At 69.0% G+C, this 24996-nt stretch carries 27 protein-coding genes; 15 read left to right on the top strand and 12 right to left on the bottom strand.

The window, feature by feature from the left end; all coding sequences use genetic code 11:
• The first annotated feature begins 100 nt into the window (after positions 1-100).
• Positions 101-583 carry an Lrp/AsnC family transcriptional regulator gene (locus tag ACZ1DY_RS23370; protein WP_257486421.1) on the top strand — a complete coding sequence of 161 codons (483 nt, stop codon included), beginning with the start codon at positions 101-103 and terminating at the stop codon, positions 581-583.
• Between the two features lie 25 nt (positions 584-608).
• On the opposite strand, the gene ACZ1DY_RS23365 is transcribed toward ACZ1DY_RS23370, so the two are convergent.
• Complete coding sequence (locus ACZ1DY_RS23365; protein WP_465480834.1) at positions 609-1067, bottom strand: Lrp/AsnC family transcriptional regulator; 459 nt, start codon at positions 1065-1067, stop codon at positions 609-611.
• An 81-nt stretch (positions 1068-1148) separates the two neighbouring features.
• Between ACZ1DY_RS23365 and ACZ1DY_RS23360 the strand changes: the two genes are divergently transcribed.
• The 3 genes from ACZ1DY_RS23360 to ACZ1DY_RS23350 all read left to right on the top strand — a co-directional run bounded on the left by ACZ1DY_RS23360 (position 1149) and on the right by ACZ1DY_RS23350 (position 2770).
• Positions 1149-1760 carry a LysE family translocator gene (locus tag ACZ1DY_RS23360; RefSeq protein WP_465480833.1) on the top strand — a complete coding sequence of 204 codons (612 nt, stop codon included), beginning with the start codon at positions 1149-1151 and terminating at the stop codon, positions 1758-1760.
• Between the two features lie 115 nt (positions 1761-1875).
• On the top strand, positions 1876-2205 hold the full coding sequence (locus tag ACZ1DY_RS23355; protein ID WP_465480832.1) for a hypothetical protein: 330 nt from the start codon (positions 1876-1878) through the stop codon (positions 2203-2205).
• Positions 2206-2308: 103 nt separating this feature from the next.
• On the top strand, positions 2309-2770 hold the full coding sequence (locus tag ACZ1DY_RS23350; RefSeq protein WP_257486425.1) for a hypothetical protein: 462 nt from the start codon (positions 2309-2311) through the stop codon (positions 2768-2770).
• Here ACZ1DY_RS23350 and ACZ1DY_RS23345 read toward each other — a convergent pair.
• Positions 2727-3902, bottom strand: a complete 1176-nt coding sequence (locus tag ACZ1DY_RS23345; protein WP_465480831.1) for an ROK family transcriptional regulator — start codon at positions 3900-3902, stop codon at positions 2727-2729. The two genes, ACZ1DY_RS23350 and ACZ1DY_RS23345, sit on opposite strands and share 44 nt — an antisense overlap.
• Before the next feature lie 93 nt (positions 3903-3995).
• On the opposite strand from ACZ1DY_RS23345, the gene xylA reads away from it, so the two are divergent.
• A complete protein-coding gene (gene xylA / locus ACZ1DY_RS23340) occupies positions 3996-5165 on the top strand; it encodes a xylose isomerase (RefSeq protein ID WP_192742287.1) in 1170 nt (389 codons plus the stop codon).
• Here xylA and ACZ1DY_RS23335 read toward each other — a convergent pair.
• Positions 5162-6178, bottom strand: coding sequence for an alpha/beta fold hydrolase (locus ACZ1DY_RS23335; protein WP_465480830.1), 1017 nt, complete (start codon positions 6176-6178; stop codon positions 5162-5164). The genes xylA and ACZ1DY_RS23335 overlap by 4 nt on opposite strands.
• Before the next feature lie 94 nt (positions 6179-6272).
• On the bottom strand, positions 6273-7028 hold the full coding sequence (locus ACZ1DY_RS23330; protein WP_126735116.1) for a thioesterase II family protein: 756 nt from the start codon (positions 7026-7028) through the stop codon (positions 6273-6275).
• Between the two features lie 162 nt (positions 7029-7190).
• Here ACZ1DY_RS23330 and ACZ1DY_RS23325 point away from each other — a divergent pair, with 162 nt between their 5' ends.
• On the top strand, positions 7191-7568 hold the full coding sequence (locus tag ACZ1DY_RS23325; RefSeq protein ID WP_465480829.1) for a hypothetical protein: 378 nt from the start codon (positions 7191-7193) through the stop codon (positions 7566-7568).
• Here the strand turns inward: ACZ1DY_RS23325 and ACZ1DY_RS23320 are convergent.
• Entirely contained in the window at positions 7565-8428 is an 864-nt protein-coding gene (locus ACZ1DY_RS23320; protein ID WP_465480828.1) for an alpha/beta fold hydrolase, read from the bottom strand. The two genes, ACZ1DY_RS23325 and ACZ1DY_RS23320, sit on opposite strands and share 4 nt — an antisense overlap.
• 57 nt (positions 8429-8485) lie before the next feature.
• On the opposite strand from ACZ1DY_RS23320, the gene ACZ1DY_RS23315 reads away from it, so the two are divergent.
• Together ACZ1DY_RS23315 and ACZ1DY_RS23310 are read left to right on the top strand one after the other, a co-directional pair.
• Positions 8486-9304: a helix-turn-helix domain-containing protein gene (locus tag ACZ1DY_RS23315; protein ID WP_465480827.1), complete on the top strand. Its 819-nt coding sequence runs from the start codon at positions 8486-8488 to the stop codon at positions 9302-9304.
• Positions 9305-9392: 88 nt separating this feature from the next.
• Positions 9393-10241 carry a fructosamine kinase family protein gene (locus ACZ1DY_RS23310; RefSeq protein ID WP_126735120.1) on the top strand — a complete coding sequence of 283 codons (849 nt, stop codon included), beginning with the start codon at positions 9393-9395 and terminating at the stop codon, positions 10239-10241.
• A gap of 1 nt (position 10242) precedes the next feature.
• On the opposite strand, the gene ACZ1DY_RS23305 is transcribed toward ACZ1DY_RS23310, so the two are convergent.
• Complete coding sequence (locus tag ACZ1DY_RS23305; protein WP_465480826.1) at positions 10243-10935, bottom strand: TetR/AcrR family transcriptional regulator; 693 nt, start codon at positions 10933-10935, stop codon at positions 10243-10245.
• 93 nt (positions 10936-11028) lie between these two features.
• On the opposite strand from ACZ1DY_RS23305, the gene ACZ1DY_RS23300 reads away from it, so the two are divergent.
• The gene (locus tag ACZ1DY_RS23300; protein ID WP_465480825.1) at positions 11029-11754 is read left to right on the top strand and encodes an SDR family oxidoreductase; all 726 of its coding nucleotides are present in this window, start codon (positions 11029-11031) and stop codon (positions 11752-11754) included.
• Between the two features lie 143 nt (positions 11755-11897).
• Here ACZ1DY_RS23300 and ACZ1DY_RS23295 read toward each other — a convergent pair whose 3' ends face one another.
• The 3 genes from ACZ1DY_RS23295 to ACZ1DY_RS23285 form a co-directional block, all read right to left on the bottom strand.
• Positions 11898-12161, bottom strand: coding sequence for an amphi-Trp domain-containing protein (locus ACZ1DY_RS23295; protein WP_125677397.1), 264 nt, complete (start codon positions 12159-12161; stop codon positions 11898-11900).
• A gap of 81 nt (positions 12162-12242) precedes the next feature.
• Positions 12243-12839: a formylglycine-generating enzyme family protein gene (locus tag ACZ1DY_RS23290; protein ID WP_465480824.1), complete on the bottom strand. Its 597-nt coding sequence runs from the start codon at positions 12837-12839 to the stop codon at positions 12243-12245.
• Positions 12840-12900: 61 nt separating this feature from the next.
• Complete coding sequence (locus tag ACZ1DY_RS23285; protein WP_465480823.1) at positions 12901-14037, bottom strand: Cmx/CmrA family chloramphenicol efflux MFS transporter; 1137 nt, start codon at positions 14035-14037, stop codon at positions 12901-12903.
• 353 nt (positions 14038-14390) lie between these two features.
• Between ACZ1DY_RS23285 and ACZ1DY_RS23280 the strand changes: the two genes are divergently transcribed.
• On the top strand, positions 14391-15470 hold the full coding sequence (locus ACZ1DY_RS23280; RefSeq protein ID WP_465480822.1) for an NAD(P)H-dependent amine dehydrogenase family protein: 1080 nt from the start codon (positions 14391-14393) through the stop codon (positions 15468-15470).
• Positions 15467-15946 carry a carboxymuconolactone decarboxylase family protein gene (locus ACZ1DY_RS23275; RefSeq protein ID WP_257486436.1) on the top strand — a complete coding sequence of 160 codons (480 nt, stop codon included), beginning with the start codon at positions 15467-15469 and terminating at the stop codon, positions 15944-15946. The genes ACZ1DY_RS23280 and ACZ1DY_RS23275 overlap by 4 nt, the downstream gene beginning before the upstream one ends.
• 42 nt (positions 15947-15988) lie before the next feature.
• Here the strand turns inward: ACZ1DY_RS23275 and ACZ1DY_RS23270 are convergent, their stop codons facing one another.
• Positions 15989-17530, bottom strand: a complete 1542-nt coding sequence (locus tag ACZ1DY_RS23270) for a GMC oxidoreductase (protein ID WP_465480821.1) — start codon at positions 17528-17530, stop codon at positions 15989-15991.
• Between the two features lie 173 nt (positions 17531-17703).
• Between ACZ1DY_RS23270 and ACZ1DY_RS23265 the strand changes: the two genes are divergently transcribed.
• On the top strand, positions 17704-18069 hold the full coding sequence (locus tag ACZ1DY_RS23265; protein WP_034318646.1) for an RNA-binding S4 domain-containing protein: 366 nt from the start codon (positions 17704-17706) through the stop codon (positions 18067-18069).
• On the opposite strand, the gene ACZ1DY_RS23260 is transcribed toward ACZ1DY_RS23265, so the two are convergent.
• Positions 18055-19044 (bottom strand): ArsR/SmtB family transcription factor, encoded by a 990-nt coding sequence (locus tag ACZ1DY_RS23260; RefSeq protein WP_465480820.1) that lies wholly within the window; start codon positions 19042-19044, stop codon positions 18055-18057. The genes ACZ1DY_RS23265 and ACZ1DY_RS23260 overlap by 15 nt on opposite strands.
• Before the next feature lie 48 nt (positions 19045-19092).
• Here ACZ1DY_RS23260 and ACZ1DY_RS23255 point away from each other — a divergent pair, with 48 nt between their 5' ends.
• The 3 genes from ACZ1DY_RS23255 to ACZ1DY_RS23245 all read left to right on the top strand — a co-directional run bounded on the left by ACZ1DY_RS23255 (position 19093) and on the right by ACZ1DY_RS23245 (position 24131).
• Positions 19093-20280, top strand: a complete 1188-nt coding sequence (locus ACZ1DY_RS23255) for an MFS transporter (RefSeq protein ID WP_465480819.1) — start codon at positions 19093-19095, stop codon at positions 20278-20280.
• Between the two features lie 99 nt (positions 20281-20379).
• Positions 20380-22689, top strand: a complete 2310-nt coding sequence (locus ACZ1DY_RS23250) for a cellulose binding domain-containing protein (RefSeq protein ID WP_465480818.1) — start codon at positions 20380-20382, stop codon at positions 22687-22689.
• Positions 22686-24131 (top strand): cellulose binding domain-containing protein, encoded by a 1446-nt coding sequence (locus ACZ1DY_RS23245; protein ID WP_465480817.1) that lies wholly within the window; start codon positions 22686-22688, stop codon positions 24129-24131. The genes ACZ1DY_RS23250 and ACZ1DY_RS23245 overlap by 4 nt, the downstream gene beginning before the upstream one ends.
• A 44-nt stretch (positions 24132-24175) precedes the next feature.
• Here the strand turns inward: ACZ1DY_RS23245 and ACZ1DY_RS23240 are convergent, their stop codons facing one another.
• On the bottom strand, positions 24176-24916 hold the full coding sequence (locus tag ACZ1DY_RS23240) for a class I SAM-dependent methyltransferase (RefSeq protein WP_465485702.1): 741 nt from the start codon (positions 24914-24916) through the stop codon (positions 24176-24178).
• Positions 24917-24996 lie beyond the last annotated feature (80 nt).

Below are 24996 nucleotides of genomic sequence, written 5' to 3'. Positions count from 1 at the left end.
AGATGGTGGTTTCCGGAGTCCCAGTGTTCAAGAGGCACGCGAAATGAGCGACAAACTGTCCGCCGGATCGGTTCAGTCGAGCCAACCGTCCAGTAGTGGCGTGGCTCACGGGGCGGATCCGGGACGAACGGTCCTTGCCCTCGACGACATCGATCGCGCGATCCTCGCCGAACTGACCGCCGACGGCAGGCTCGCCGTCCGCGCCCTGGCGGAACGGCTGCACATCTCGCGCACCAACGCCTACGCGAGACTGGACCGGCTGATGGCCGAAGGCGTCATCACCGGCTTCGGCGCGAGGATCGATCCGCGGCGCGCCGGACTCGGGACGAGCGCGTACATCCTGATCACCGTCGAGCAGACGTCATGGCGGACGATGTCGGCCGAACTGCGGCAGATCCCGTTCGTCGAGCACGTTTCGCTCGTCGGCGGCGACTTCGACATCCTGCTGCTGGTACGGACGCCGGACAACGCTTCGCTGCGGGACGTCGTGCTGGAACGGCTGCAGGCGCTGGACGGCGTGCGGTCGACGCGGACCTGGCTGATCTTCGAGGAGCAGCCGGGCGCCGCCCCTCGTGAGTGGTAAGGACGGTTCTAACCGTCCTTACCACTCACGAGTCCGTGGGCAGCGGGCGGTCATTGACCACCTGCTTCATCACGAGCGTCGAGTTCAGCCGCTGCACCCCCGGCAACGCGGACAGCACGTCGTCCTCGAGCCGCTGATACGCGGCGAGGTCGGCGGTGACGATGCGCAGCAGATAGTCGGGGTCGCCGAACAGACGCTGCGCGAGCAGGACGTTCGGGATCCGCGCGACGGCGTCTTCGAAGCCCAGCAGTGTTTCGCGGTCCTCCTGCCGCATGGTGACGAACACGAGCGCCTCGAAGTTCAGCCCCAGCGCGGCCGGGTCGACCACCGCCCGGTACCCGCTGATCGTGCCGTCCTGTTCGAGCGCACGCAGCCGGCGGTGGCACGGTGACGCGCTCAACCGGACCCGCTGCGCCAGTTCGGTGAGCGTCAGGCGGCCCTCTTCCTGCAGGATGGCAAGAATCTTCCGGTCGACAGCGTCCATGGAGAAGATCCTTCCACGCTGTGCGCGATCCGGGGCGGAACTTGAAAGCACCTTCGGGCAGGGCGCGAATAGCTTTCGAAGATGCCTCTCGGATCCGTTCTCGCCTTCTGGGGCGTCGCCGCCCTCCTCATCGCGGTGCCCGGCGCGGACTGGGCGTTCACCATCAGTGCCGGGCTGCGTCGCCACGTCCTGCCCGCCGCCGGCGGCATCGTGCTCGGCTACCTGGCCATGACGATGGTGGTCGCGGCGGGGCTCGGCGTCGTCATCGCTTCGACGCCCGCCGCGTTGCTCTCGATCACCGTCGCGGGCGGGATCTACCTCGTCCGGCTCGGGTTCAAAACGGTGCGCGATCCCGCGGAGCCCTCCGGCGCTCCCGCCGACATCGGAAGTCGCTGTGGCACCTTGCTGGCGGGAATGGCGGTCAGCGGGCTGAATCCCAAGGGACTGCTGATCTTCGTCGCGATGCTGCCGCAATTCACCGACCCGGGGGCGCGCTGGCCGGTACCGGTCCAGATGGGGGTGCTCGGCCTGACGTTCGTCGGCACCTGTGCGGTGGTCTATCCGTGCGTCGGGGCGGGGGCACAAGCCCTGCTGCGCGCCCGCCCCGCCGTGACACGGACCGTTTCCCGGATTTCGGGGGTTTCGATGATCCTAGTGGGAACGGTCCTGGTCGCCGAGCGACTAGTGGCCTGAGCTTCGGCAATCCGGTCACGCCGCCACCGGCCGACCTTCGCCTCGCGTCGGCGCTGTAACGGTCTTCGCCTTCCCGCCGAGTACAGGCGGGTTCGATGGCGGATGCGGAGGAATCATGGCGCGGGTCCTGCTCCTGCTGTCGGTAGCCGTGTCGTGCTTCGTGGCGGTCGCCTGCGCGAGGCCCGCTCCGCCGGCGCGACCACCCGTCACGGCCACGCCGGCCACGAGCAAGGTCCCGCCCAAGACGAAGGGGCGGGTGGCCTGCCGCAAGGACGAGAATCACTGCTCCGAACCGGGGACCGACACCAAATGCCAGACCGGCGGCTGCGTCGACGCCGGACGCGGGATGACACAATGTGACGTCGAGAAACAGCGCGACGAGTGGCTCCGTCGGCATCCGGGTTGGTGCGCCGCGGGCGAGACCGGAGCGGTGGCCCCCTGTTGAACGACACACGCCATTCGGGTGATAACGGTTCGGCATTCGATGTATCTGACCTACTCCCCATTGACACCTTCCTACGATCGCGGCGACTGGGTGGAGGAATGCGGTGACGGTGGAGGGCGCGGGTCAGGACTACCTGACGCGGCAGATCGGGGCTCTGCTCGAAGCGATTCGGGAGGAGGGGCCGGTCGGCGAGGGCAGGCGCAGCTTCCGCCTCGCGGGGCATCTCGCGGCGGAGGGCGGATTCCACCTCGGCGACATCCTCGCCGCGACGGCGCAGCTGCTGGCGGTCCACGCGTGGAACAACGGCTACCTCGCCGCGGCGGAGCTGCTGACGCGTCGCATGCGGGATTTCGGTGCCGAATCGGTGGAGCTGGTGCGGTACCTCGTGCGCTTGGAGACCGGCTGTGAGCAGGGCTGGCTCCCGCACGCGGATCGCGACGAACTGATCGCCTACGCCCGGCGCGTCCAGCGTGCCGACATCGAGGAGCGCGCGCAGTCCATCGAGCCCTCGTTGCCCGGGGTCACCGATCCCGAGCGTCCTGATCGGATGGCCAGTGAGTCGTGAGATGGTGCTCGGGGTCCGCGAGGATGCCGCGGATCACCGAGCCTGCGGCCCCGCGAACGGCGGCTCCGGTGCCGAGCGCCGAGCGGACGACCCGCACCGGCGACCACGCCGTGCTGGGCACGCGGCGTTCCAGCTCGGCGAGGAGTGGCTCACGCAGCCACGGCTCCAGTCGCGCGTAGGTTCCGCCTAGCACCACCGCCGGAACGTCCATCAGATTGACCACAGTGGACAGTCCGACGCCGAGGTGCCCGGCGGCGGTGGTCACCGCGGAAACCGCCGCGTCGTCGCCGGATTCCAGCGCGGAGACGAGATCGTCCACCGTGTCCGCGCCCGCGAGCCGGAGGATCTCCTCCTGGCCCGCCATCCGTTCCAGGCAGCCGTTCGCGCCGCACGAACACGGCGGTCCGTCGGGCGCCACGGGCAGGTGGCCGATCTCGCCGCCCGCGCCGCGGACGCCTTCGAACAGGGCGCGGTCCAGCACGATGCCCGCGCCGATCCCGATCTCCCCGGACACGTGGACGAAATCCGGCAACGCCGAGCCGTGCCAGAGCTCCGCGAGGGCCGCGAAGTTCGCTTCGTTGGCGACGGTGAACGTTTCGCCGAGCCGGTCGGCGAGGTCGACGTCGCGCCAGCCCAGGTTGGGGGCGAGCCGCACGAGCCCGGATTCGACCAGGCCCGGAACCGCGATACCGACGCCGCCGACGGGGACACCGAGCGCGTCCGCCTGCTTCCGTGCTTTGCGCAGGAACGCCGAGACGCGCTGGAAGACGCGCGGGGTCCGGTTGTCCGCGTACCGGACCTCCTGCGCCCGGACGGTGCCGGTCAGGTCGACGAGGCAGGACGCCAGGTAGTCGACGCCGATTTCGATGCCGAGCCCATGCGGGCCGGTGGGGGAGAGCGACACCACGGTGCCGCGCCGTCCGGGGCCGGCGCGCTGTTCCGGCTCGCCTTCGGCCACGAGATCCGCCGCGATGAGGCGGTCGACCACGGCGGACACGGTGGCCTTCGTGAGTCCGGTGGCGGCGGCGAGGCCTGCCCGCGAAGTACCCGGCCCGTCCGCGATCGCGCCGAGGACGAGGGCGGCGTTGTGCTGCCGCACGGTGTGCTGTCCCGCCGGGCGCGTGCCGATCATCGCGCGATTGTATTCGTTCGATGCCTGAACGAAAGCCTTGACCCGCCCGAGTGCCGTCGATAAGTTCAGGCATCAAACTAATTGGGAGGCGAGATGGCTCAGGCACCGACGCGTGAGGACAAGTTCAGCTTCGGGCTGTGGACCGTGGGCTGGCAGGCGAACGACATGTTCGGCCCGGCGAGCCGTCCGCCGCTCGATCCGGTCGAAGCCGTGCACCGCCTTTCGGATCTCGGCGCCTGGGGGATCACCTTCCACGACGACGACCTCGTCCCGTTCGGCTCGGCCGACGCGGACCGCGCACGGCACCTCAAGCGCTTCCAGGGCGCGCTCGACGAGACCGGCCTCGTCGTCCCGATGGTCACCACGAACCTGTTCAGCCACCCCGTTTTCAAGGACGGCGGCCTCACCAGCAACGACCGAGACGTCCGCCGGTACGCGCTGCGGAAGGTACTGCGGAACCTCGACCTCGCCGCCGAACTCGGCGCGTCGACGTTCGTGCTCTGGGGCGGCCGCGAAGGCAGTGAAACCGATGCCGCGAAGGACGTCCGCGCGGCGATGGACCGCTACCGCGAGGGTATCGATTTCCTCGCCCAGTACGTCCTCGACCAGGGCTACGGCCTCCGGCTCGCGCTCGAACCGAAGCCGAACGAACCACGCGGCGACATCCTGCTGCCGACCATCGGGCACGCGCTGGCGTTCATCTCCACGCTGGACAACCACGAGATCGTCGGCGTGAACCCGGAGGTCGGGCACGAGCAGATGGCCGGGCTCAACATCGTCCACGGCATCGGGCAGGCCCTGTGGCAGGGCAAGCTGTTCCACATCGACCTCAACGGCCAGCGCGGACCGAGGTTCGACCAGGACCTCGTGTTCGGGCACGGCGACGTCCTGTCGTCGTTCTTCCTGGTCGATCTGCTGGAGCACGGCGGCTACGACGGGCCGCGGCATTTCGACTACAAGCCGCTGCGCACGGAGAACATGGACGGCGTCTGGGCCAGTGCCGAGGCCAACATGGCGAGCTACCTCCTGTTCGCCGAACGCGCCCGCGCGTTCCGCGCCGATCCCGAGGTGCGTGCCGCGCTGGAAACCGCGCTCGTCCCGGAACTGGCGACGCCGACCCTCGGCGAGGGCGAGACGGCGGCGGATCTGCTGGCCGACCGATCGGCGTTCGAGGACTTCGATCCGGACAAGGCCGCGGAACGCGGTTACGGCTTCATCCGCCTGTCCCAGCTGGCCCTCGAACACCTCACCGGGGCCCGCTAGAACCGGTCGACGTCCAGGACGGCCTTGGCGAACTCCGCCGGGGCCTCCTGCGGGACGTTGTGGCCGATCCCGTTCAGCACGCGGTGCTCGTACTTGCCGGAGAACTTCGACCGGTACGCCTTCCCGTCGGTGTTCGGGCCGTCGAAATCGCTGCCGATGGTGATGGTGGGCACCGAAACCGCCGGCCCCTGCGCGAGTTTCGCTTCCAGCGCGTCGAGTTTCGGGTCGCCGTCGGCGAGGCTCAGCCGCCACCGGTAGTTGTGGATCACGATGGCGACGTGGTCCGGATTGTCGAAGCAGGCCGCGGAACGGTCGTAGGTCGCGTCGTCGAAGGCCCACTTCGGCGACGCGATCTTCCAGATCAGCTTGTTGAAGTCGTGGCGGTTCTTCGTGTAGCCGAGGATGCCGCGCTCGGTGGCGAAGTAGTACTGATACCACCAGCTGAGCTCGGCGGCCGGGGAGAGCGGCTGCTTGTTCGTCTCCCGGTTGGTGACCAGGTAGCCGCTCACCGAGACGAGCGCTTTGCACCGTTCGGGCCACAGCGCGGCGATGATGACGGCCGTGCGGGCGCCCCAGTCGAAGCCGCCGAAGACGGCCTTCTCGATCTTGAGGGCGTCCAGCAGCGCGACGATGTCGGCGGCGATCGCGGACTGCTGGCCGTTGCGGAACGTGTCCTTCGACAGGAACCGGGTCGGCCCGTAGCCGCGCAGGAACGGCACGATCACCCGGTACCCGGCCGCGACCAGGCGCGGGGTGACGTCGACGTAGCTGTGGATGTCGTAGGGCCAGCCGTGCAGGAGGACCACCACCGGACCGCCGGCGGGGCCCGCTTCGGCGTAACCGATGCTCAGTTCCCCGGCGTCGATCTGCTTGATCGGGCCGAACGACGTGTTACCGCCGGTCGTGGCGGGCGCGGCCGCCGGTGCCGCCGCGGGTTGGGCCGAGCAGCCCGCCACGGTGGCTCCCGCCGTGACGGCGACGACGGCCTGCGCGAACCTTCTCCTGCTGAGCATTCTGATTCCTCCCGCGAAACGCCTGGTACAGGACGAAACTAGGAGGACGGCTCCTGGCGCGGCGACCGTCGGACGACGTCACCGGTGTAAGTCACTAGGCCACTTCCGGCTCGACGTCCACGAAGGCCGCTTCCAGCCGGCGGATCCGGGCCCAGAACTCGACCTCCCTGCCGGCCTCGAGTACGCCCAGATATCCGCCGGGTACGACGCGCCCCACGAACGGACCGGACGTCCAGACCCGCCAGCCGCCCGTGGCGTCGTCGCCCGAGGCGGACGCGGGATCGTCGGTGCCGCGGATCGCCGCGATCGGGCACGGGAGCCGTGTCCTGGCGGGCCCGCGGTAGGCGTTCAGCAACTGGAGGTCGCCGAGAAGCAGGTCCAGCGCGTACTCCCAGCTTTCGGGCGAGTCGCGGTAGCCCGCGACGGGGGTGAGCCCGGTGCGGCCGAACACCCGTCCCATCGCCGACGCGCCCGCCTTGGCGTCCTTGTCCGGTGAGCGCCGCTGCGGGGCACACGCGTCGACGACGATCAGCGCGCCGGGGGCGACGCCGAGCCGTTGAGCGGTCTCCAACGCAACGAAGGCGCCCATTCCGAATCCGATCGCCACGGAACGGGAGAACCAGGCCCTCGGTGTCTCGGCGGCAAGGTGTGTGGCGAGTTCTTCGAGAGACGACGCCGGGGATTCCGCGAGCCGTTCTCCATGTCCGGGGTATTCGAAGGCTCGGAGATCCGCGTCGACCGCGCCCGCGAGCGCGTCGAACGCCCGGCTGATGCCGCCCGCGGGAGGAAACAGCAGGTAGCCGGGTCCGCGACTGTCTGATGTGGACAGTGAAACCAGTGCGGCCGTCATGATCCGAAAGATACGCGCGATTAACCCGAACGGGGTAACGGTTCGGATTCGACCAAGATCAATTCACCCGGCTGAGGGAGGTTTCGGTGAGAAGGTTGCCCGGCCGTGTCGTATCTGGCGCTTCCCGTTCGACGTCCTGATAAGAGCCGGAAGGAGAAAGCGATGAACACCACGACACTGGCCTCGACCACGCGGCTGAACCCGGTGAGCCGCACCCTGCCGGTTCTGCTGGCGATGGAGGACGACGCCGAAGACGTCGGCCGCCTGTCCCCGGACGACCGCCTGACCTGCCACGTGCACGGCCGCTGGATCCACCAGTGCGTGGCTTCCCCGCTGCACGTCAACCCGATCACGCGGCACCGCTGGTGCCGTTCGTGCGCGACCGCGCTGACCGTCTCCGTCGACGAACTGTCCGGCGACGTCACGATATCCTGTCCTCGGTGTGGCCACGGCGAAAGCGCCGCCTCGGCCCGTCTGATCGCCGCCTGTCGCGCGAGTTTGGCCGCGGCACGCCGAGGCGCCGGCGCGCGGGCGGCCTAAGCAGTCGTGCCGAGGATCCGCTCGATGATCAGGTCGCGATCCCGCGGGCGGAGATAGAGATAGTGACCGGCGTCCGGCAGGATTTCGACGTCGGCATGGGGGAGCAGGCTTTCCAGCCGTGCGGCGGCCACGGCGGAATCGTGCACGACGCTGTGCCCGCCGAACAACGCGAGCGTGGGAACTTCGATGGACCGCAACGCCTCCTCGGCCGGGCAGGCCTGGAACGGCACCCGGGCGCGATAGCACCGGATCCCGGCGAGCACGAGCCGGGCGGCGGGCTGATCGAAGACGTCCTCGCCGGCGGACCACGTCAAGAACCGGCGCCACAGCCGGTCGCTGTCGAGTACGGCGGCGACCAGGCCGTACAGGAGCACCTTCCGCGTGAACGGCGCCGTGACGGTGGTCGCGTCCAGCAACGCGATGGAGCCGAGTCTGCCGGGCGCGTGGATCGCCTGGTGGACCGCGTGCCAGCCACCGGTCGAACCGCCGACGAGACGCACGCCGGTCAGCCCCAGGTCCTCGAAGACGTCGTCGAGGGCGCTCGCGCGGTCGCGGACGTCTTTGAACGGCACCTTCTGCACGCTGCGACCCGCTTCGCCGAGGGTGTCGATCGCGTAGACGGCGTGCCGTGACGCCAAGGCGGGAATCAGCGCCGCGAAGCAGGCCGAGGTCGCCAGGAGTCCGGGCAGCAGGACGATCGGAGTGCCACCGTCGCCGTAGCGGTAGACCCGCGTGGTGCCGTGACGGGTTTCGACGTCGAAGATCGCGTCCGGTTCCGGGCATTCGGCCATGGCACGGTCATAGGCGGCGAAGTAGCGTTTTTCGGCCGCAGGATTCCTGAAGCCCCCGATTTCGTTCATGAACGGAACGCTACGAAAGGCCGTCGTCCGGGTCTTGAACGAAAGTAAGATGACGGCATGGGCGGGTGGGGTCTCGTGGTGCCGCGGCGGGACATCGTCCGCGCGCCCGGCGAGCGGGTTCTCCGCTGGCCGCATCCCGCCCTCGCCGCCCATGTGTCGAGTTATGTCGCGCACGATTTTCCCGACGCGGGAACGCACTCCTGGCAGGTCACCCCGTTGTCCGTGCTCACCTGGGTGATCGACTTCGACCCTCCGGCCAGGGGGCCGGAGATCCCCGTTTCGCCGGTGCTGGGCTTGCGAGACCGGCCGTTGCGGGTCGATCAGGCCGGCGCTTCGCGTGGGATCGTCGTCACCCTCACACCGCTCGGTTCGTACGCTTTGTTCGGAATCCCGTTGCGGGAGCTGGCGAATTCGGTCGTCGCGGCGTCGGATCTGCTGCCGTCGGCGTCGTTGACCGAACAACTGGCCGAGGCGGCGGACTGGCCGGAGAGATTCCGGCTGCTGGACGACTACCTCGCGGCGAGGCTCGCTCGCGGCCCCGCGCTCGCACGACCTGTCCGATACGCGTGGGACAGGCTTTGCGCGGGCCCTGTCCGCGTCGACGCCCTCGCGGACGAGATCGGCTGGAGCAGACAGCATCTCAACGTCCGGTTCCGGGAACAGATCGGCCTGAACCTCCGCACGGTCGGACGGATCGCCCGGCTGAATCGCGTGCTGGGGCTGCTGGACCGTTTGCCGTCGCTGTCCTGGGCGGAGGTCGCGCATTCGAGCGGCTACAGCGACCAGGCGCACCTCGTCCGGGAGTTCCGGGCGCTGACCGGATGTAGCCCGACCGAGGTCGGGAAACCGGCGGGGCTGTTCGTTCCGCCCCGGTGAAAAGCCGTTCGTCTCTCGAAAACACACGCACGCGGATTTCGCGCCGCACAACGAGCGTTCACTCGATCGGCGGAGGTAGGTTGCGACCATGACCCAGGTTTCGACGCCTGCCGAGGCTGCCACGAAGATCACCGGACGCGCCGTCGCCGGGCAGCGGAGCCTGTCGAGTGGGGTGACCGAAGTGGTACTCGACAGCGGCGACACCGTGGTCGTCAAACGGGGTCACGCCCGGAACGCGATACCGGCCGAGGCCGCGGGTCTGCGGTGGCTGGGGGAGCCCGGTGCGGTGCGGGTGCCCGAGGTTCGCGGGCACGACGGCGAATGGCTGGTCACGGAACTGGTCGGTGGCGGACGGCCGACGCATCACGCGGCGGAGCGACTGGGGAGAGGGCTCGCGGAGTTGCACGCGGCGGGCGCGCCGTCGTTCGGCGCGGCGCCGCCGGACGGGCCCGCCGACGCGTGGATCGGCCTGGCCCCGATGGAGAACAAGCGAGGCGACGACTGGCCGGCGTGGTACGCCGAACACCGGGTGCTGCCCTACGTCCGTCGCGCGGTCGACGAGGGCACGCTGACCGGTGACGAAGCCGCTGTCATCGAGCAGGCCTGCGCCCGGCTCCCCGAAGTATCCGAACCTCCCGCTCGCCTGCATGGCGATCTGTGGAACGGCAACGTGCTGTGGGGTGCCGTCGAGGCGTCGCTCATCGACCCGGCCGCCCACGGTGGGCATCGCGAAACCGATCTGGCGATGCTGCAGTTGTTCGGCTGTCCGCTGCTCGACCGGGTGCTCGCCGCCTACCAGGAGGTCGCCCCGCTCGCCGACGGCTGGACCGACCGGATCGGCGCGCACCAGCTGTTCCCGCTCCTGGTGCACACCGTCCTTTTCGGACGGTCCTACGCCGGGCAGGCGGTCGCGGCGGCCAAGGCCGTCGGCCGGTAGCTCAGCGCGCGAGCCGGTCGAGCCATTCGCCGAGCATCGCCTGTTCGGCGGGAGTCAGGGCGTCAACGGGTTCCTTGTCCAGCGCGGCTTTGAGCGCGATCGCGCGGCAGGGGATGTCCGAAGCCTTGTCAGCCTTGTCCGCCTTGTCGTCGCTGTCGGTGGTGATCGCCGCGATCACGTGTTCGCGCGCGGCGATGAGCAGGTCCGGATCGCGTTGCTCCGGCGGGCTCGCGAGGAACGAGAGGATCACCCCCATCCCCGTCGCGTGCACCAGCTGCGCGGCCTGTTCGACCGGGACGCGCAGCCTGCCCGCCTCGGCGATGCGTTCGATGATCCGGCGGAGCATCGCGTCGGCCTCCCGGCGCGCTTCGCGGACCCGGGGCTCGCCGTACATGAGCATGTAGAAGGCGGGCTGGTGCAGACCGAACTCGACGTGCAGGTCCCAGCCTCGCCGGAGGTCGCGCACCGGGTCGCCGGTCTGTCCGAGAGCGTGCTTTCCCTCCAGGTAGCTCTTGAAGCCGTACGAGGCGACGGCGTCGAGAAGACCGTTCTTGTCGCCGAAGGTCCGGTAGAGCGTCGGCGCCTGCACTCCGGCGGCGGCGCTGACCGCACGCGTCGACAGCGCCTCGCGCCCGCCCTCCTCCAGGAGCTCCGCCGCCGCGCGGATCAGCCGGTCCTTCGTCGTCGAACTCATGTATCGATGATAACACCAGTCAGGTAGCGATGGTTCGATATCACTGATACAGTGATCTCGTTATCAATGGAAACCCCTGATGGGAGCATTGGCATGGCACGCGTAGCGATCGTCACCGGAGGTTCGCGGGGCATCGGCAGGCAGTCGGCCGAGCGGCTGGCGTCCGACGGGTTCGCGGTCGTCGTCGTGTACGGCGGCAACAAGGACGAGGCGCAGGCCGCGGTCGACGCGATCACCGCCGGCGGAGGTCAGGCGATCGCGGCGCAGGCCGACGTCGCCGACGAGCAGGCCGTCGCGGCCGTGTTCGACACCGCGGAGAAGACCTTCGGCGGAGTCGACGTCGTGGTCCATGCTGCGGGCACCCTGCACCTCGCGCCGGTGGCCGAACTGGATCTCGACCAGCTGGACCGGTTGCACCGCACCAACGTCCGCGGCACCTTCGTGGTCGATCAGCAGGCCGCCCGCCGCGTCCGCGACGGTGGCGCGATCATCAACTTCTCCACGTCGGTGCTCGGCCTCGCGCTGCCGGGATACGCCGCCTATGCCGCCTCGAAGGGCGCGGTCGAGGCGATCACCCTGGTCCTCGCCCGCGAACTGCGCGGTCGCGACATCACCGTGAACGCGGTCGCTCCCGGTCCGACCGCCACGGCGTTGTTCCTCGACGGCAAGGACGAAGCGACCATCGCGAGCATGGCGGCGCAGCCTCCACTCGAACGCCTCGGCACGCCGTCCGACATCGCCGAGGTCGTCTCGTTCCTCGCCGGGCCGGCGCGGTGGGTCAACGGCCAGGTCCTTCGTGCCAACGGCGGCATCGTCTGAGCGGCGACCCGGATCCCGGGCCCCGGGTGCGTCGCGAAAGCCACTTTCGCGACGTCTGATGTCCTGAAAGTGGCTTTCGCGGCATGAAAAGCGGGCGGGCCCAACGCCGAAGCACGAGCCCGCCCAAGTCCTTTATGGACAGATCAGACGACGGTGCCCTCGGAGTCGTCGTCCGAGTCGGTCTCTTCGATCTTCCACTTCAGCTGGAACTCGACCTCTTCCTCGCCGTCACCGCGCTCGTGCTCGATCGAGAACTGCGCGCGGGCGGGGACGCGGAACCGTTCCCCGGCGATCTGGATGCGGAAAGAGGTCTCGGATTCGAGCGCGTCGGCGAGCCGGCGCAGTTTCGCGACGACGTCGGCGGTGGAGTAGACGCGTTCGACGTCTCGGGGAGCGGTTCCGGTCACGGTTTCCTCCAGGGTCCGACACCCTGGCCGGGTGTCCGTGCCGTCATTCAATCGCGTGATCATCAGGTCGAGGCGGCGGGGTCACAGTGACCGGGCGAGGCGGAAGCCGACGTCGTCGACACGGAAGGTCGGGTGGCTGCGGCGCCGGACCGAAGCCCGGCAGCTCCAGTGCTCGTCGAACCAGCCGCCGCCCTTCAGGACACGGTACTCGCCGTACACCTCGGCGTCGTACACGTCCCAGCACCATTCCCAGACGTTGCCGAGCATGTCGTGCAGGCCCCAGGCGTTGGGCGCCTTGCCGCCGACTTCGTGCACGGACTCCGCGGAGTTCTCGCGGTACCAGGCGATCTCGTCGAGCGGCCCGTAGCGGGGGCCGGTCGTGCCGGCGCGGCAGGCGTGCTCCCATTCCGCCTCGGAGGGCAGCCGATAGCCGTTCGCGGTCCGATCCCAGGCCAGGGAATCCAGCTGGTAGACGGGAGCCAGGCCTTCGCGTTCGGACAGGGTGTTGCAGAACGCGAGGGCGTCCTGCCAGGAGACGTCGACGAGGGGGAGCCGGCCGGTCTCACGGGTGACCGGAACCGGGGCGAGCAGAAAGGATGCGACCTCGACGGTCCAGTTCCGCTGTGTCCGCCGGTCCGTCAGCGTCACCTCGCCCGCGGGCACAGTGATCATCTCCATGATGCGGCCGATGCTACCCAGCGCGCGGGCGGGTGGTTCGACGTCCACCCGCCCGCGCGGTTCACGTGCGCTTCTCTCGCAGGACGAGCGGCAGCGCGAGGAGAGTGATCGCCGCGCTGATCCAGATGGCGTAGCGGTAGTCACCGGTCGACTCCGTGACGAAACCGGCGAGCACCGGGCCCAGGAACGCGCCCGCGTTCAGCGCGACCGTCGCGAACGAGCCACCGAGCGTCGGAGCTCCCGGAGCCACGTGCATGACCCGGGCGACGAGTGCGGAACCACAGCCGAACGAAAGTCCACCTTGGACGGCCGTCACGACGAACAGGGCGATCGGGTGCGTGCCGGCGATCGCCAGCACCGCCCAGCCCACCGGCAGGGCGCACAACCCGAGCACCAGGCCGCGGCGGAGTTCGCCGTCTCCCTTGCGGCCCGCCACGGTGACACCGAGGAACGCGCCGACGCCGAATGCCGCCAGCAGGCCGGAAACCGCCCCGGCGGGGAGGTGGGCGACATCCGTCGCGATGACCGCGAGGAAGGCGAACGTCGCGAAGGTGGCGCCGTTCACCAACGCGCCGAGGAGCATCGCCTGCCGCACGGGAGGTGCTTTCAGTTCACGTGCTTCGCGCCTGATCGAGACTTCGTGCGGCTCCGCCGCGCCGGCTGGCGCGGAACGGAACACCAGCACCAGCGCCGGAACACACAACGCGGCGACGGCCCAGAACGCGGAACGCCAGCCCGCGAGATCACCCAGCACGGCCCCCGCCGGCACTCCGGCGACACACGACAGCGTGATACCCGCGAGCAGGACCGCGGTCGCCCGCGCCTGCTTTCCCGGTGGAGCCAGAGCGACCGCCACGGGCATGGCGACGGCGAGGAAGCCGGCGTTGACGATGGCCGCGACGATCCGGGTGCCGAACAGCAGCGGGAAACTCGTCGTCACGGCGCCGATGACGTGCACCACGACGAAGGCGGTCAGGAATCCGGCCAAGGCCCGGCGGCGAGGCCAGCGCGCGCTGAGCACGGCCATGGCTGGTGCGCCGACGATCATTCCGACGGCGTAGGCCGACGTCAGCGCGGCGGCCGCGCCCACCGGGACGGACAGGTCACCGGCGATCCCCGGCACGAGACCGGAAGCCATGAATTCGGAGGTGCCTTGCGCGAAGACGGCAAGGCCGAGGACATAGACGAACAGGGGCAACGGACGACTCCCAAGGGAAAGTGAGCAGGAGGAGCCGTGCGCGAGGCAGGAGGAAACCCGGCCGGGCGCACGGAAACAGCGCTCCGGTCACCGGGAAGCGAGAGGGCCGACGCCTAACGGCCGGATACGACGACTCGCCGCCGGATGACCGGCGGCGGGGTTCTGTCCGACTCGGGGCTCGTCACGGGACGCACACTACACACCTCCGCCGTCGCGTCTCAACCCGATTGAAACCGCGGCCGTTCCGCGTACCGGAACGCTTTCGTTGCTCGCCGGAATGAACCCGAGTAATGCGTTCTGACCTGCGGTTTTCCTAATTGTTTCGGTACTTGGATTCGGTTAACCTCGACCTCATGATTCCCACTGTTGTCTGGGGTACAGGCAACATCGGCCGTGCCTCCATCCGGGCCGTCGACGCGCATCCGGCGCTGGAACTCACCGGGGTGCTCGTGCACGATTCCGCGAAGGTCGGCCGTGACGCGGCCGCGCTCGCGGGAATCGACGGCGAACTGGGTGTGGCGGCGACCGATGATGTCGGAGCGGTTCTGGCGGCGGGTCCCCGGGCGGTGGTGTACGCGGCGTCCGGCGACATCCGGCCCGCCGACGCGCTGGCCGACATCGTCCGCGCGATCCGGGCCGGGGCGGTGGTGGTGACGCCCGCGCTCTACGCGTTGTACGACCAGCGGAACGCGCCCGCGGAACTGCGCGAGCCGGTGCTGGCGGCGATCGCGGAGGGCGGCGGCTCGCTGTTCGTCTCCGGCGTGGATCCGGGGTGGGGCAACGACATCCTGCCGTTGCTGATCAGCGGTCTCGGCACCACCGTGGACGTCGTCCGCTGCCAGGAGATCTTCGACTACTCCACCTACGATCAGCCGGATTCCGTCCGCTACCTGGTCGGGATGGGTCAGCCGATGGACTACGAGCCGCCGATGCTGGCCCCGTCGGTGCCCACGATGGTGTGGGGCGGGCAGGTGCGGCTGATCGCCCGCGGTCTCGGTGTCGACCTGGACGAGATCCGCGAGACGCTCGACCGCCGTCCGCTGGAGAAGACCGTGACCACGCGGGCGATGGGCGATTTCGAAGAGGGCACTCAGGGCGCGGTCCGCTTCGAAGTGCAGGGGATCGTGGACGGTGAGCCCCGGATCGTCATCGAGCACGTCACCCGGATCCACTCGTCGTGCGCGCCGGACTGGCCGATGCCGCCCAGCGGCGACGGGGCGCACAAGGTGATCATCGAGGGGCGTCCCAGGATCGAAGTCTCGGTCGAGGCCGTCGACGAGGGCGAGAACCGGTCCGCCGGCGGCAACGCGACCGCGGTCGGCAGGCTGGTCGGCGCCATCGACTGGCTCGTGGACGCGAAACCGGGCCTCTACGACGCACTCGACGTCCCCCTGCGACCGGCGACCGGCAAGCTCGGAAGGAGCGCGCGATGAACATCGACATTCCCGAGGGCAAGGACCCGATCGGCTACGTGTGGGGCGAGATGGTGCCCGGGATCGGCGTCGCGGCCTCGCAACTCTCGCTCGCGGTGTACTCGCACACCACATTGGGGCTCCGCGAGTTCGAGGCGGCCCGGTTGCGGATCGCGCAGATCAACGGCTGCGTCTTCTGCCTGGACTGGCGGACCGAACGCGACGGGGTGAAGGTCGAGGAGGAGTTCGCCGACGCGGTGACCGAGTGGCGCACCACCGACGCGTTCGACGAGCGGACCAGGCTGGCCGCCGAGTACGCCGAACGCTACGCGCTCGACCACCACGGCATCGACGACGACTTCTGGAAGCGGATGGCCGAACACTACAGCCAGAAGGAAATCGTCGAACTGAGCATGAGCATCGGCTCCTGGCTCGCCTTCGGGCGGCTGAACCACGTTTTGGGGATCGACACCGTCTGCGTTCTTCCGAAAATGTGAGAATAGGCCGGGGTGGCGGCCCCGGCCTATTGTGGATCGTCGTCACAGATCGGTGGCGACGATCTTTTCGATATTCCTTTCCGCCAGCGCGGTAATGGTGACGAACGGATTGACCGAGGTGTTCCCCGGAATCAGCGCGCCGTCGATCACGTAAAGCCCCGGATAGCCGTGCAGCCTGCCGTAATTGTCGGTCGCCTTGCCGAGCACCGCGCCGCCGAGCGGGTGATACGTGAGGTGGTCGCCCCAGATCTTGTAGGTGCCGAAGAGGTCGGTCCGGTAGATCGTGCCTTCCTTGGAATTGATCTTGTCGAAGATCGTCTTCGCCATGTCGATCGACGGCTGCTTCCACGCGGTTTGCCAGTCGAGGTCGACCCTGTTCGCGCTCGGGTTCCAGGAGAACGTCGCGCGGTGCGGGTTCTTGGTGATCGACAGGTAGAACGAGGCGTAGGTCTCGATACCGGTCGGCAACGGCGCGACCTCGGCGAACGCGCCGCCCGCCGTCCAGTTGTCGATACCCGCGGTCGGGATGGACGACTGGAGCGCCCCGGTGGCGTCCCACATGTGGTTCGCCCGGCCGCACATGACGTTCCCGTTGTCGCCCCAGCCCTTTCCGACCTCGTTGCTGAGGTTCGGCAGCGCGCCGGTCGCCTTGAGCTTGACCAGCAGTTTGCTCGTGCCGACGCTGCCGGCGGCGAAGAACACCTTGTCCGCGGTGACGGACTTCGTCGCCGTCACGGTGCCGCCGGTGTCGAGCTGCTCCATCACCACGGTGTACCCGCCGCCGGACGCGGGCGTCACCGACGTGACGCGGTGCAGCGGCGAGATCGTCACCCGGTCCGTCGCCTTGATCCGCGGGAGATAGGTCTGCTGCAACGATTTCTTGCCGGCGTTGTTGCCGTAGAGGATCTCCCCGGCCAGCGCGGACCTCGGCACCGTGCCCGCCTGCTCCTTCTTCATGTAGTCCCAGTCGTACACGTCCGGGACGAACAGGAACGGGAAGCCGGACCGCTGCGCGTGCTTCCGGCCGACCCGCGCGTACTGGTAGCACTCGGCGGTCTCGAACCAGTTCGGGTCGATGGTGGCGACGCCGAGCCCCGCGTTCGCGCGCGGGTAGTAGACGCCGTACATCTCGTCGGCGTTCACCGTCGGAAGGACGGAACCGAAGTTCTCGCGCTTCGGCGTGACGGCCATGCCGCCGTTCACCAGCGAGCCGCCGCCGACGCCGCGGCCCTGGTAGACGGTGATGCCACCGAACTCCTCGGCGTCGAGGATCCCGGTGTGGCGCGGGACGTCCTTGTCCAGCGGGAAGCCGAGGAAGTTGCTCAACGGCTGCTTGGTCCGCGTTCTCAGCCAGAACGAGCGGTAGTCGGGCTTGGTGGTGTTGGCGAAGATCTTGCCGTCCGTGCCCGGGGTGTCCCAGGCCATGCCGAGTTCGACGAGATGGACGTCGACGCCGGCCTCGGCGAGCCGGAGCGCGGCGACGCAGCCGCCGTATCCGGAACCGACGACGAGTGCCGGGATTCGGGCGGCATCGGCGATCGAACTTTTCGCGGAAGCGGTCCCGCCGAGGGCGGCCGCGCCCAAGATAGAACCAGTTCCTGCAATAAAGAGGCGGCGGGATAACTGTCCGGAAGCGCTTCTCCGCATGGTTTCGTCGCTCACGTGATCTTCCTCACCGTTGAGGGATTTAGAACAAGTTATACCTGCGGCTATGCCGGGTGGCAATAAAGCGGACGGATGGGCCACTATGTACGGTTGTGGAGTCCACTCGAGTTGATCGCTGGCTGTGGGCCGTCCGGCTGACCAAGACGCGCCCGGACGCCGCGGCGGCGTGCCGTGGCGGCCATGTCCGCGTGAACGGCAAACCGGCCAAACCCGCGACCACGGTCGTGGCCGGTGACGAGGTGCGTGCGCGGGTGCACGACACGACGCGGATCCTGGAAGTGACGCGCGTGATCCAGAAACGGGTCGGCGCCGCCGACGCCGCGACCTGCTTCATCGACCGGACGCCCGCGCCGCCGCCCGAGGCCGCCATTCCGGTCGCGCGGCGGGAGCGTGGCGCTGGGCGTCCGACGAAACGGGAGCGCCGCGTGCTCGACCGGTTCCGCTCAGGTGAGCACTGACCCGTTGGCGCACAAGGTGTCGCCGAGCGCCGAGCGCGCGTAGAACACCTCGCGCCCGGTCCGGCGCCGGGTGATCAAGCCGGTGTCGTGCAGCACCTTCAGATGCTGACTGACCGCGCCGGGCGCCATCGAGAGCCGCCGGGCCAGCGCGGTCGTCGTCACGCTCTCGGTGAGGGCCACGAGTACGCGGGCGCGGGTCCGCCCGATCAGGGCGTCCAGCGCGCCGGTGGTCGGGACGACGTCCCGCGCCCACACGGTGGCGACGCCGGGCGCGGGATAGACCAGGATCGGTTGATACGGCTCGGCCATCACCGCGGTGTCGGGCCAGTGGAAGACACTCGGGATAAGGATGAGCCCGTCGCCGCCCAGCGGCCCGCTGCGGTTCCACGCGCGGGTGCGCACCCGCAGCCGCCCGTCGTCCCAGGAGATGTTCGGGTGCAGGTCGTTGAACAGCGCCCCCGCCCCGTCGCGGGCCAGCTGGCGGGATCGGCGGAGGATCTCCGCTTCGAACAGTCCCCGGATCTGCGGCCAGAACCGGGCCAGCGCCACGTCCCAGTAGAGCCGGAGCTCTTCGGTGGCGCGCGCGACCCCCGCGGCGGGGTCCGCCAGGAACCGCTGCACGACGTCGCTCCCGGCTGCGGGGACTCGGGAAGCCTCCGCGACGGCCTCGCCGAGATCGGCGCGGGCGATCCGGTCGAGTTCGGCGTCGATGTCGGGGACGGGACTGGCCGGCGGTGGAGTCAGGAAGTCCGCGAAGTAGGCGCCGAGCGGGACCAGCGCGAAAAGCAGGCGCAGGTCGAGGTCGCGGAGGAGCGGGCGGACGGCGCGGATCCACGGCAGGTGCACGGCGTGTCGTCCCGGGTCCTGGAGCAGCCGCAGGCTGGCGATCGCCTCGGAAGCGGGGGAGAACGCGAAGCGCAACCGGGCCAGGTCGCTGGACGTGAAGTCGAACTCCGCCCACGAGGATTCAGCCACAACTGAAACTTTTATCGGCTCCGGTACCTCCGGTCAACGATGGACCGCATGATCACCCACACCTCCCCGCTCGCCGGGCCGCGGTCGCTCCCGCGTCCGTTCTGGATGCTGTGGCTGGGGATTGTCGTCAACCGGGCCGGCGCGATGGTGCAACCGTTCCTGTCCGTCTACCTGACCCGCGTGCAGGGCTTCGGGATCGGCGAGACCGGCGCGGTGATGGCCGCGTTCGGGATCGGCTCGGTGCTTTCGCATGTGGTCGCGGGCAGGCTCGCCGACCGGTTCGGCCGCCGGGCGACCCTGACCGGCGGCATGCTCGCGACGTCGGTGTCGATGGTCCTCATGGGTGCCGCGAGCGGATTCGCGTTCGTGGCGGTGACGGCGTTCCTGCTCGGGCTCACCATCGAGTCCTACCGTCCCGCGTCGCAGGCGATGGTGGCCGATCTGGTCCCGCCTGAGGTCCGGCCCCGGGCATATGGCCTGCTGTTCTGGGGCGTGAACCTCGGTTACGCCGTCGCGATGGTGGCGGGTGGCTGGTTCGCCGATCGCGGCGCGACGGCGATGTTCGGCGTCAACGCCGCCGTCGCGGTCGCCTTCGCGGTGCTCGTGTGGCGGGCGGTGCCGGAGTCCAGGCAGGCAGCACCGACGGGCGGCGCCTGGCGGTCGGTGCTCCGGGACCCCGTGATGCTCGCCTTCAGTGTCGTGACGACGGCCTACGGCGCGATGTACGCGCAGGCGTTCACCACCTTGCCGCTCGCCATGGCGGGCCAGGGGATCAGCGGAGTCCACTTCGGACTGGTCATGGCGCTCAACGGTGTCCTGATCGTCGCCGTGCAGCCCTTGGCCGGGAAGCGGCTCTCGCGGCTCGACCCCAACCGGGTGCTGGCGGCGGGGACGGCCATCGTGGCCACCGGGTTCGCCCTGACGGCCTTCGTGCACGACGCGGGAGGGCTCGCGGTCACGGTGGTGGTCTGGACGGCGGGGGAGATCGCGGTCGCGGGCTCGATCCCGACCATCGTGTCCCTCCTGTCGCCGCCCGCGCTGCAAGGCACGTACGCGGGGGTGTCCGGGATGAGCTGGTCGGTGGGCGCGGTTCTCGCGCCGGTGCTCGGCTCCCTGCTGCTGCCGTTGGGGCCGGGCCCGCTTTGGGGCGGTGTCGCTGCGGTGGGGATGGCCGCGGCCTTGGGGGCGATCGCTCTGGGCGGGCCGGTGCGGCTCCGTTCACATACATGGACATGATTCACATCCGTTGACGAGCGACAGGGACGTGAACTATAAAGACGAGGTCCGGGTGTACACGCCGCAACACCTTCCGTCAGTCCGTCACGGAGGTTTCGGGTGTCCCGAAAAAGTCCTCTTCGTCGTGCCGCCCTCCCGGCGGTCGCCGCCGTGGTCGCCACCGCCGCACTCCTGCAGGTACCGCCCCAGGCGGCGGACGCGGCACCGGGACCCGGCGCGCTGCCCGGCCTAGACCTCGGAGCGGCCAACCGCCGCGCGCCGGTCCCTGGCCTCTACGACTGGTCCAAGGCCGGATATCGCGGCGGTGCCGCGCTGCCCGGCTCCGGTGAGGTGAATCCGAACGCCACCTGCCAGGTCACCGCGGCCGAGCTGGCGAGCCAGTACAACGTCAAACCCGACGACGGCGCCGACGACACGAACGGGATCCAGGCGGCGATCGACGGGATCAAGAGCGCGTGCTCGCCGTCCGGGAGCTACACGAAGCTCAGCACGATCACCTTCCCGGCCGGCCGGTTCGACGTCACGCACGAGATCCACGTCGACGCCGACTACCTGATCCTGCGTGGTGCGGGCAAGGACGCCACGAAGTTCGTCTACAAACCCGACGCGAACACCCTCTACGACACCCTCACCCCGGACGGTTCCGACTGGGACGAGGACGGGATGACCTCGGGTGCGGGCAAGGGCGGCTGGCTGTGGCCCGGTCGCGGGCTGTTCCGCGTCCAGTCCAGAGGAGTGCACACGTCCTATACGAGCGATCACGCCTCGGCGCCCGCGAACCGCAGGGACATCTTCGAGGGCACGATCAACGTCCATTGGAAGGCCGGGGTGAAGCTGCGCGGCAAACCGGGCGACACCGCGTTCGCCGCGCGGACGGGAGACAAGGTCGTCCACCTGGCGAGCAGTGGGGCACTGACGTCGCTCGCGGCAGGGAACCTGGTCAACATCAGGGCGGCCAACTCCCGGAAGTTCTACGAGCAGCAACAGGCGACGCCGACCACGTTCCCGTTGCTGAACATGCACATGCGCCAGCAGATCTTCACGATCGCGGCGCTCGACACGTCCGCGCGCACGATCACCCTGGACAAACCGCTCGAGTACGACGTCCCGGTGAACTCCACTTCGGACGGTTCGGCCCCGATCGACGGTGCCACCTACGACTCGAAGGCGGCGCCGCTGGTCGACCCGGTGCTCGGTGTCGGGTTCGAGAACCTCGGCTTCACCCAGGACATGCCGGGCCTGAACCCCGCGGAGGCGAACCACAACTACGGGAACATGGCACCGGCCGCGGAAATGCACGGGATCGTCTTCAAATGGGCGGCGAACTCCTGGGTCCGCGGCATCCGCGCGGACATGACCGGGTCGCATCCGATCGTCACCGAGGAGGCCAAGAACCTCCAGATCGTCGACAACGAACTCAACGGCTCGTGGAACAAGGGCAAGGGCGGCAACGGCTACTTCCGCGGCTCCCGGGTCTGGGATTCGCTCTACGCCGGCAACACCTCCACCCTGCTGCGGCATTTCACCTTCCAGTGGTCCGCCGCGGGCAACGTGGTGATCGGCAACTCGTTCGACTCCGACCTGAACCTGCACGGAGGCTGGGAACGCAACAACCTGTTCGAACTCAACACGGTCAAGGTCCCGTACGCGCACCGCTCCGGGAACTGCCGGGCCAACTGCGGTGAGGAGGGCGGCGGCGGTCCCGACGACTCGAACTGGTTCCCGATCTGGTGGGGCGCGGGCAAGAAGGCGGTCAAGTGGTCGGGTGCTTCCGGGTACCGCAACGTGTTCTTCAACAACGCCATGACCAAACAGCTCGCGGACAACGGCCCGTATAACGACTTCTACGCCGACCGGCACCGCGTCTACTCCTTCGGCTGGGACGGCACGGCGTACAAACACCTCGACATCGGCGGCGCACCGATCGCCGACTGGGCGAAGAACGAGCAACGGGACTACACCGGAGGACACGGCGTCGACGCGAGTAAGACCGATGCCGCGTCGTCGCTGTTCCTGAAGTCCGTCGACGGCACCCCGCCGTCTTCGCCGTCTTCTCCGACCTCGTCGTCTTCGCCGACGAGTCAGACCCCGAGCGCGTGCCTGAACGCGACGTTCACCCGTAAGTCGGTCTGGGACAGCGGCTACGGAGGCGCCTTCACGATCAGCAACACGTGTTCGGCCGCCGTCGGGTCGTGGGCGGTCGAGTTCGACCTGCCCGCCGGTACGACGATCACCGGTTCGTGGAGTTCGGTGCCGACCAGGACCGGGCAGCACTACCGGTTCGGGAACGCGGCCCACAACGGCAGCGTCAAACCCGGCGGCACGGCGACGTTCGGTTTCAACGCCGCCGGCCAGGGACTGCCGGTCGCGTGCTCGATCGCCGGAACGAAATGCGGAGGCACGGAATGACGAGGAAACGACTGCTCGCCGCGATCGCGGCCACGGCGTCGGCGGCGGGCCTGTTCGGCGCCGTCGTCACCGCCGAGGCCGCCGCGCCCAGCCTGACCGCGACCTTCGCCCAGAGTTCGGCGTGGGACAGCGGATACGGCGGCAAGTACACGCTCACCAACGCGGGTGACGCGAACAGTACACAGTGGACGATCGAGTTCGATCTGCCCGAGGGCACCACGATCACGACGTCGTGGAGCTCGGTGCTCACCAGGACCGGCCAGCACTACAAGGTCACCAACGCCGGCTTCAACGGCACGATCAAACCCGGCGGCACCGCGTCGTTCGGTTTCAACACCAAAGGGCTAGGCCTGCCGACCGGTTGCACGGTCAACGGCAGCCCGTGCGGGGGAGGGGCGCCGAGCACGACCACGAACCCACCCACGACCACGACCAAACCGCCGACCACGACCACCAGCGTTCCCGCGGGTGACGTGATCGACGTGAGCACGGCGGCGGAACTACAGGCCGCGCTGGCCGCCGCGAGCCCCGGTCAGACCATCCGGCTGGCCGCCGGAACCTATCGAGGTTCGTTCGTGGCCACGAAACCCGGCACGGCGGCCGCGCCGATCACGGTGACCGGACCGGCGTCGGCGGTCCTGATCAACGACGGCCCGTCCGGTGAAGCGCCTTCCTGCCCGGCGCCGACCGCGGGCTGGGACTCCGGGTACGGGTTCTGGCTCTACGGTGCGCCGTACTGGCACCTCAAGGGCTTCACCGTGCAGGAGTCGAAGAAGGGGATCGTCGCGGACAACTCGCACCACACCGTGATCGAGGGAGTGCGGGTGCACCGGATCGACGAGGAGGCGGTGCACTTCCGCCGTTCCTCGGCGGACAGTGTCATCCGCGATTCGACGATCAGCCACACCGGCCTCGTGCAGGCGGGTTACGGCGAGGGTGTCTACCTCGGCTCGGCGAACTCCAACTGGGCGTGCCACGGGAACTCCGGCGGGGCCGACCGCAGCGACCGGATCCAGGTGCTCGACAACCACATCGGACCGTACGTCGCCGCGGAGGCCATCGATGTCAAGGAGGGCACCGTGGACGGCGTCATCCGGGGCAACACCTTCGACGGCCAAGGGGTTTCCGGGCAGAACTCGGCCGATTCCTGGGTCGACGTCAAGGGATCCGGTTACGTGATCGAGGGGAACACCGGCACCTTCGCTTCGCCGGGGACGTTCGCGAACGGCTACGAGACGCACAATCCCGCGACCACCCCGTCGTTCCCGAACGGGTGCGGGAACGTGTGGCGGGACAACAAGTCCGACCTCGGCGGCGTCGGCCAGTACGCCATCAAGATCACCTCGACGTCGAAGTGCTCGGAACGGCCCAACGTCGTCCACGCGTCCAACACCGCGTCGAGGGCGGTGAACGGGCTGACCAACATCCCTGTCACACCCTGACGTGCGCCGGTGACGGGAGCGGCGCGGCTCCCGTCACCGGCGGGTCAGTCCCGGACCGCGGTGATCGCGACGGTGGCGTAGCGGACAGTGAACCGTCCGCCCATCCTGTCGATCGCCGCGCCGACTTCAGCGAGGATCTCTTGTCGCACTGTGGATTCGACCCAGGTGAGCGAACCGAACGTCGGAAGCTGGTCCAGCCATTCGTCCCGGGTGTAGACCCGGTCCCAGTCGTGGCGGCTTCGTTCCGGCTCGCCGAACCCGCCTGCTTCGCGCAGGCCGTCGGCGACCTTCACGATGAGTGGCCCGTACGGGTCAGAGGGTTGTTTCGGCACGCTGTCGAGATCGATCGGGGAATCCGGCACGAGCCGCCGGTAAGCGTCCGCCAAGGCGTTCGCGACCTCTTCCGGCGGTTCGGGTACGTGCCAGAACGCGGCCAAGAGTCCGCGGGGCCGTAGTACTTCGGCGGCCTTGGCGGCGCCAGCCACCGGGTCGACCCAATGCCAGGCCTGCCCGGAGACGAGCAGATCGAACCGGCGTCCGGCCGGCTCCCATTCCTCGAACTTCGCGACCTCCACGTCGATGCCGCTCCGGCGGGCGAACTCGGCCATCCGCGAGTCCGGCTCGACGCCCAGCACGCGACAACTCGCTGCCTGGAACTGGCGCGCTTCGATACCGGTGCCGGCACCCACGTCGAGTACCTCACGGCCGGGAGCGGCGGCGATGAGGCGACCGATGAGTTCCGGGGGATAGGCGGGCCGGGTCCGGTCGTAGCGTTCGACGTCCACGCCGAAGGACTCCGCGGCCTGTCGATAGCGATGAGGCTCTTGCTCCGAAGGTAGAGTGGGCATGTGCCCACGGTAAGTGG

This window comes from Amycolatopsis sp. PSD-21 (assembly GCF_055561455.1).
Note: the sequence above shows the minus strand (reverse complement) of the source record. Positions and strands in the feature narration are given on the sequence as shown.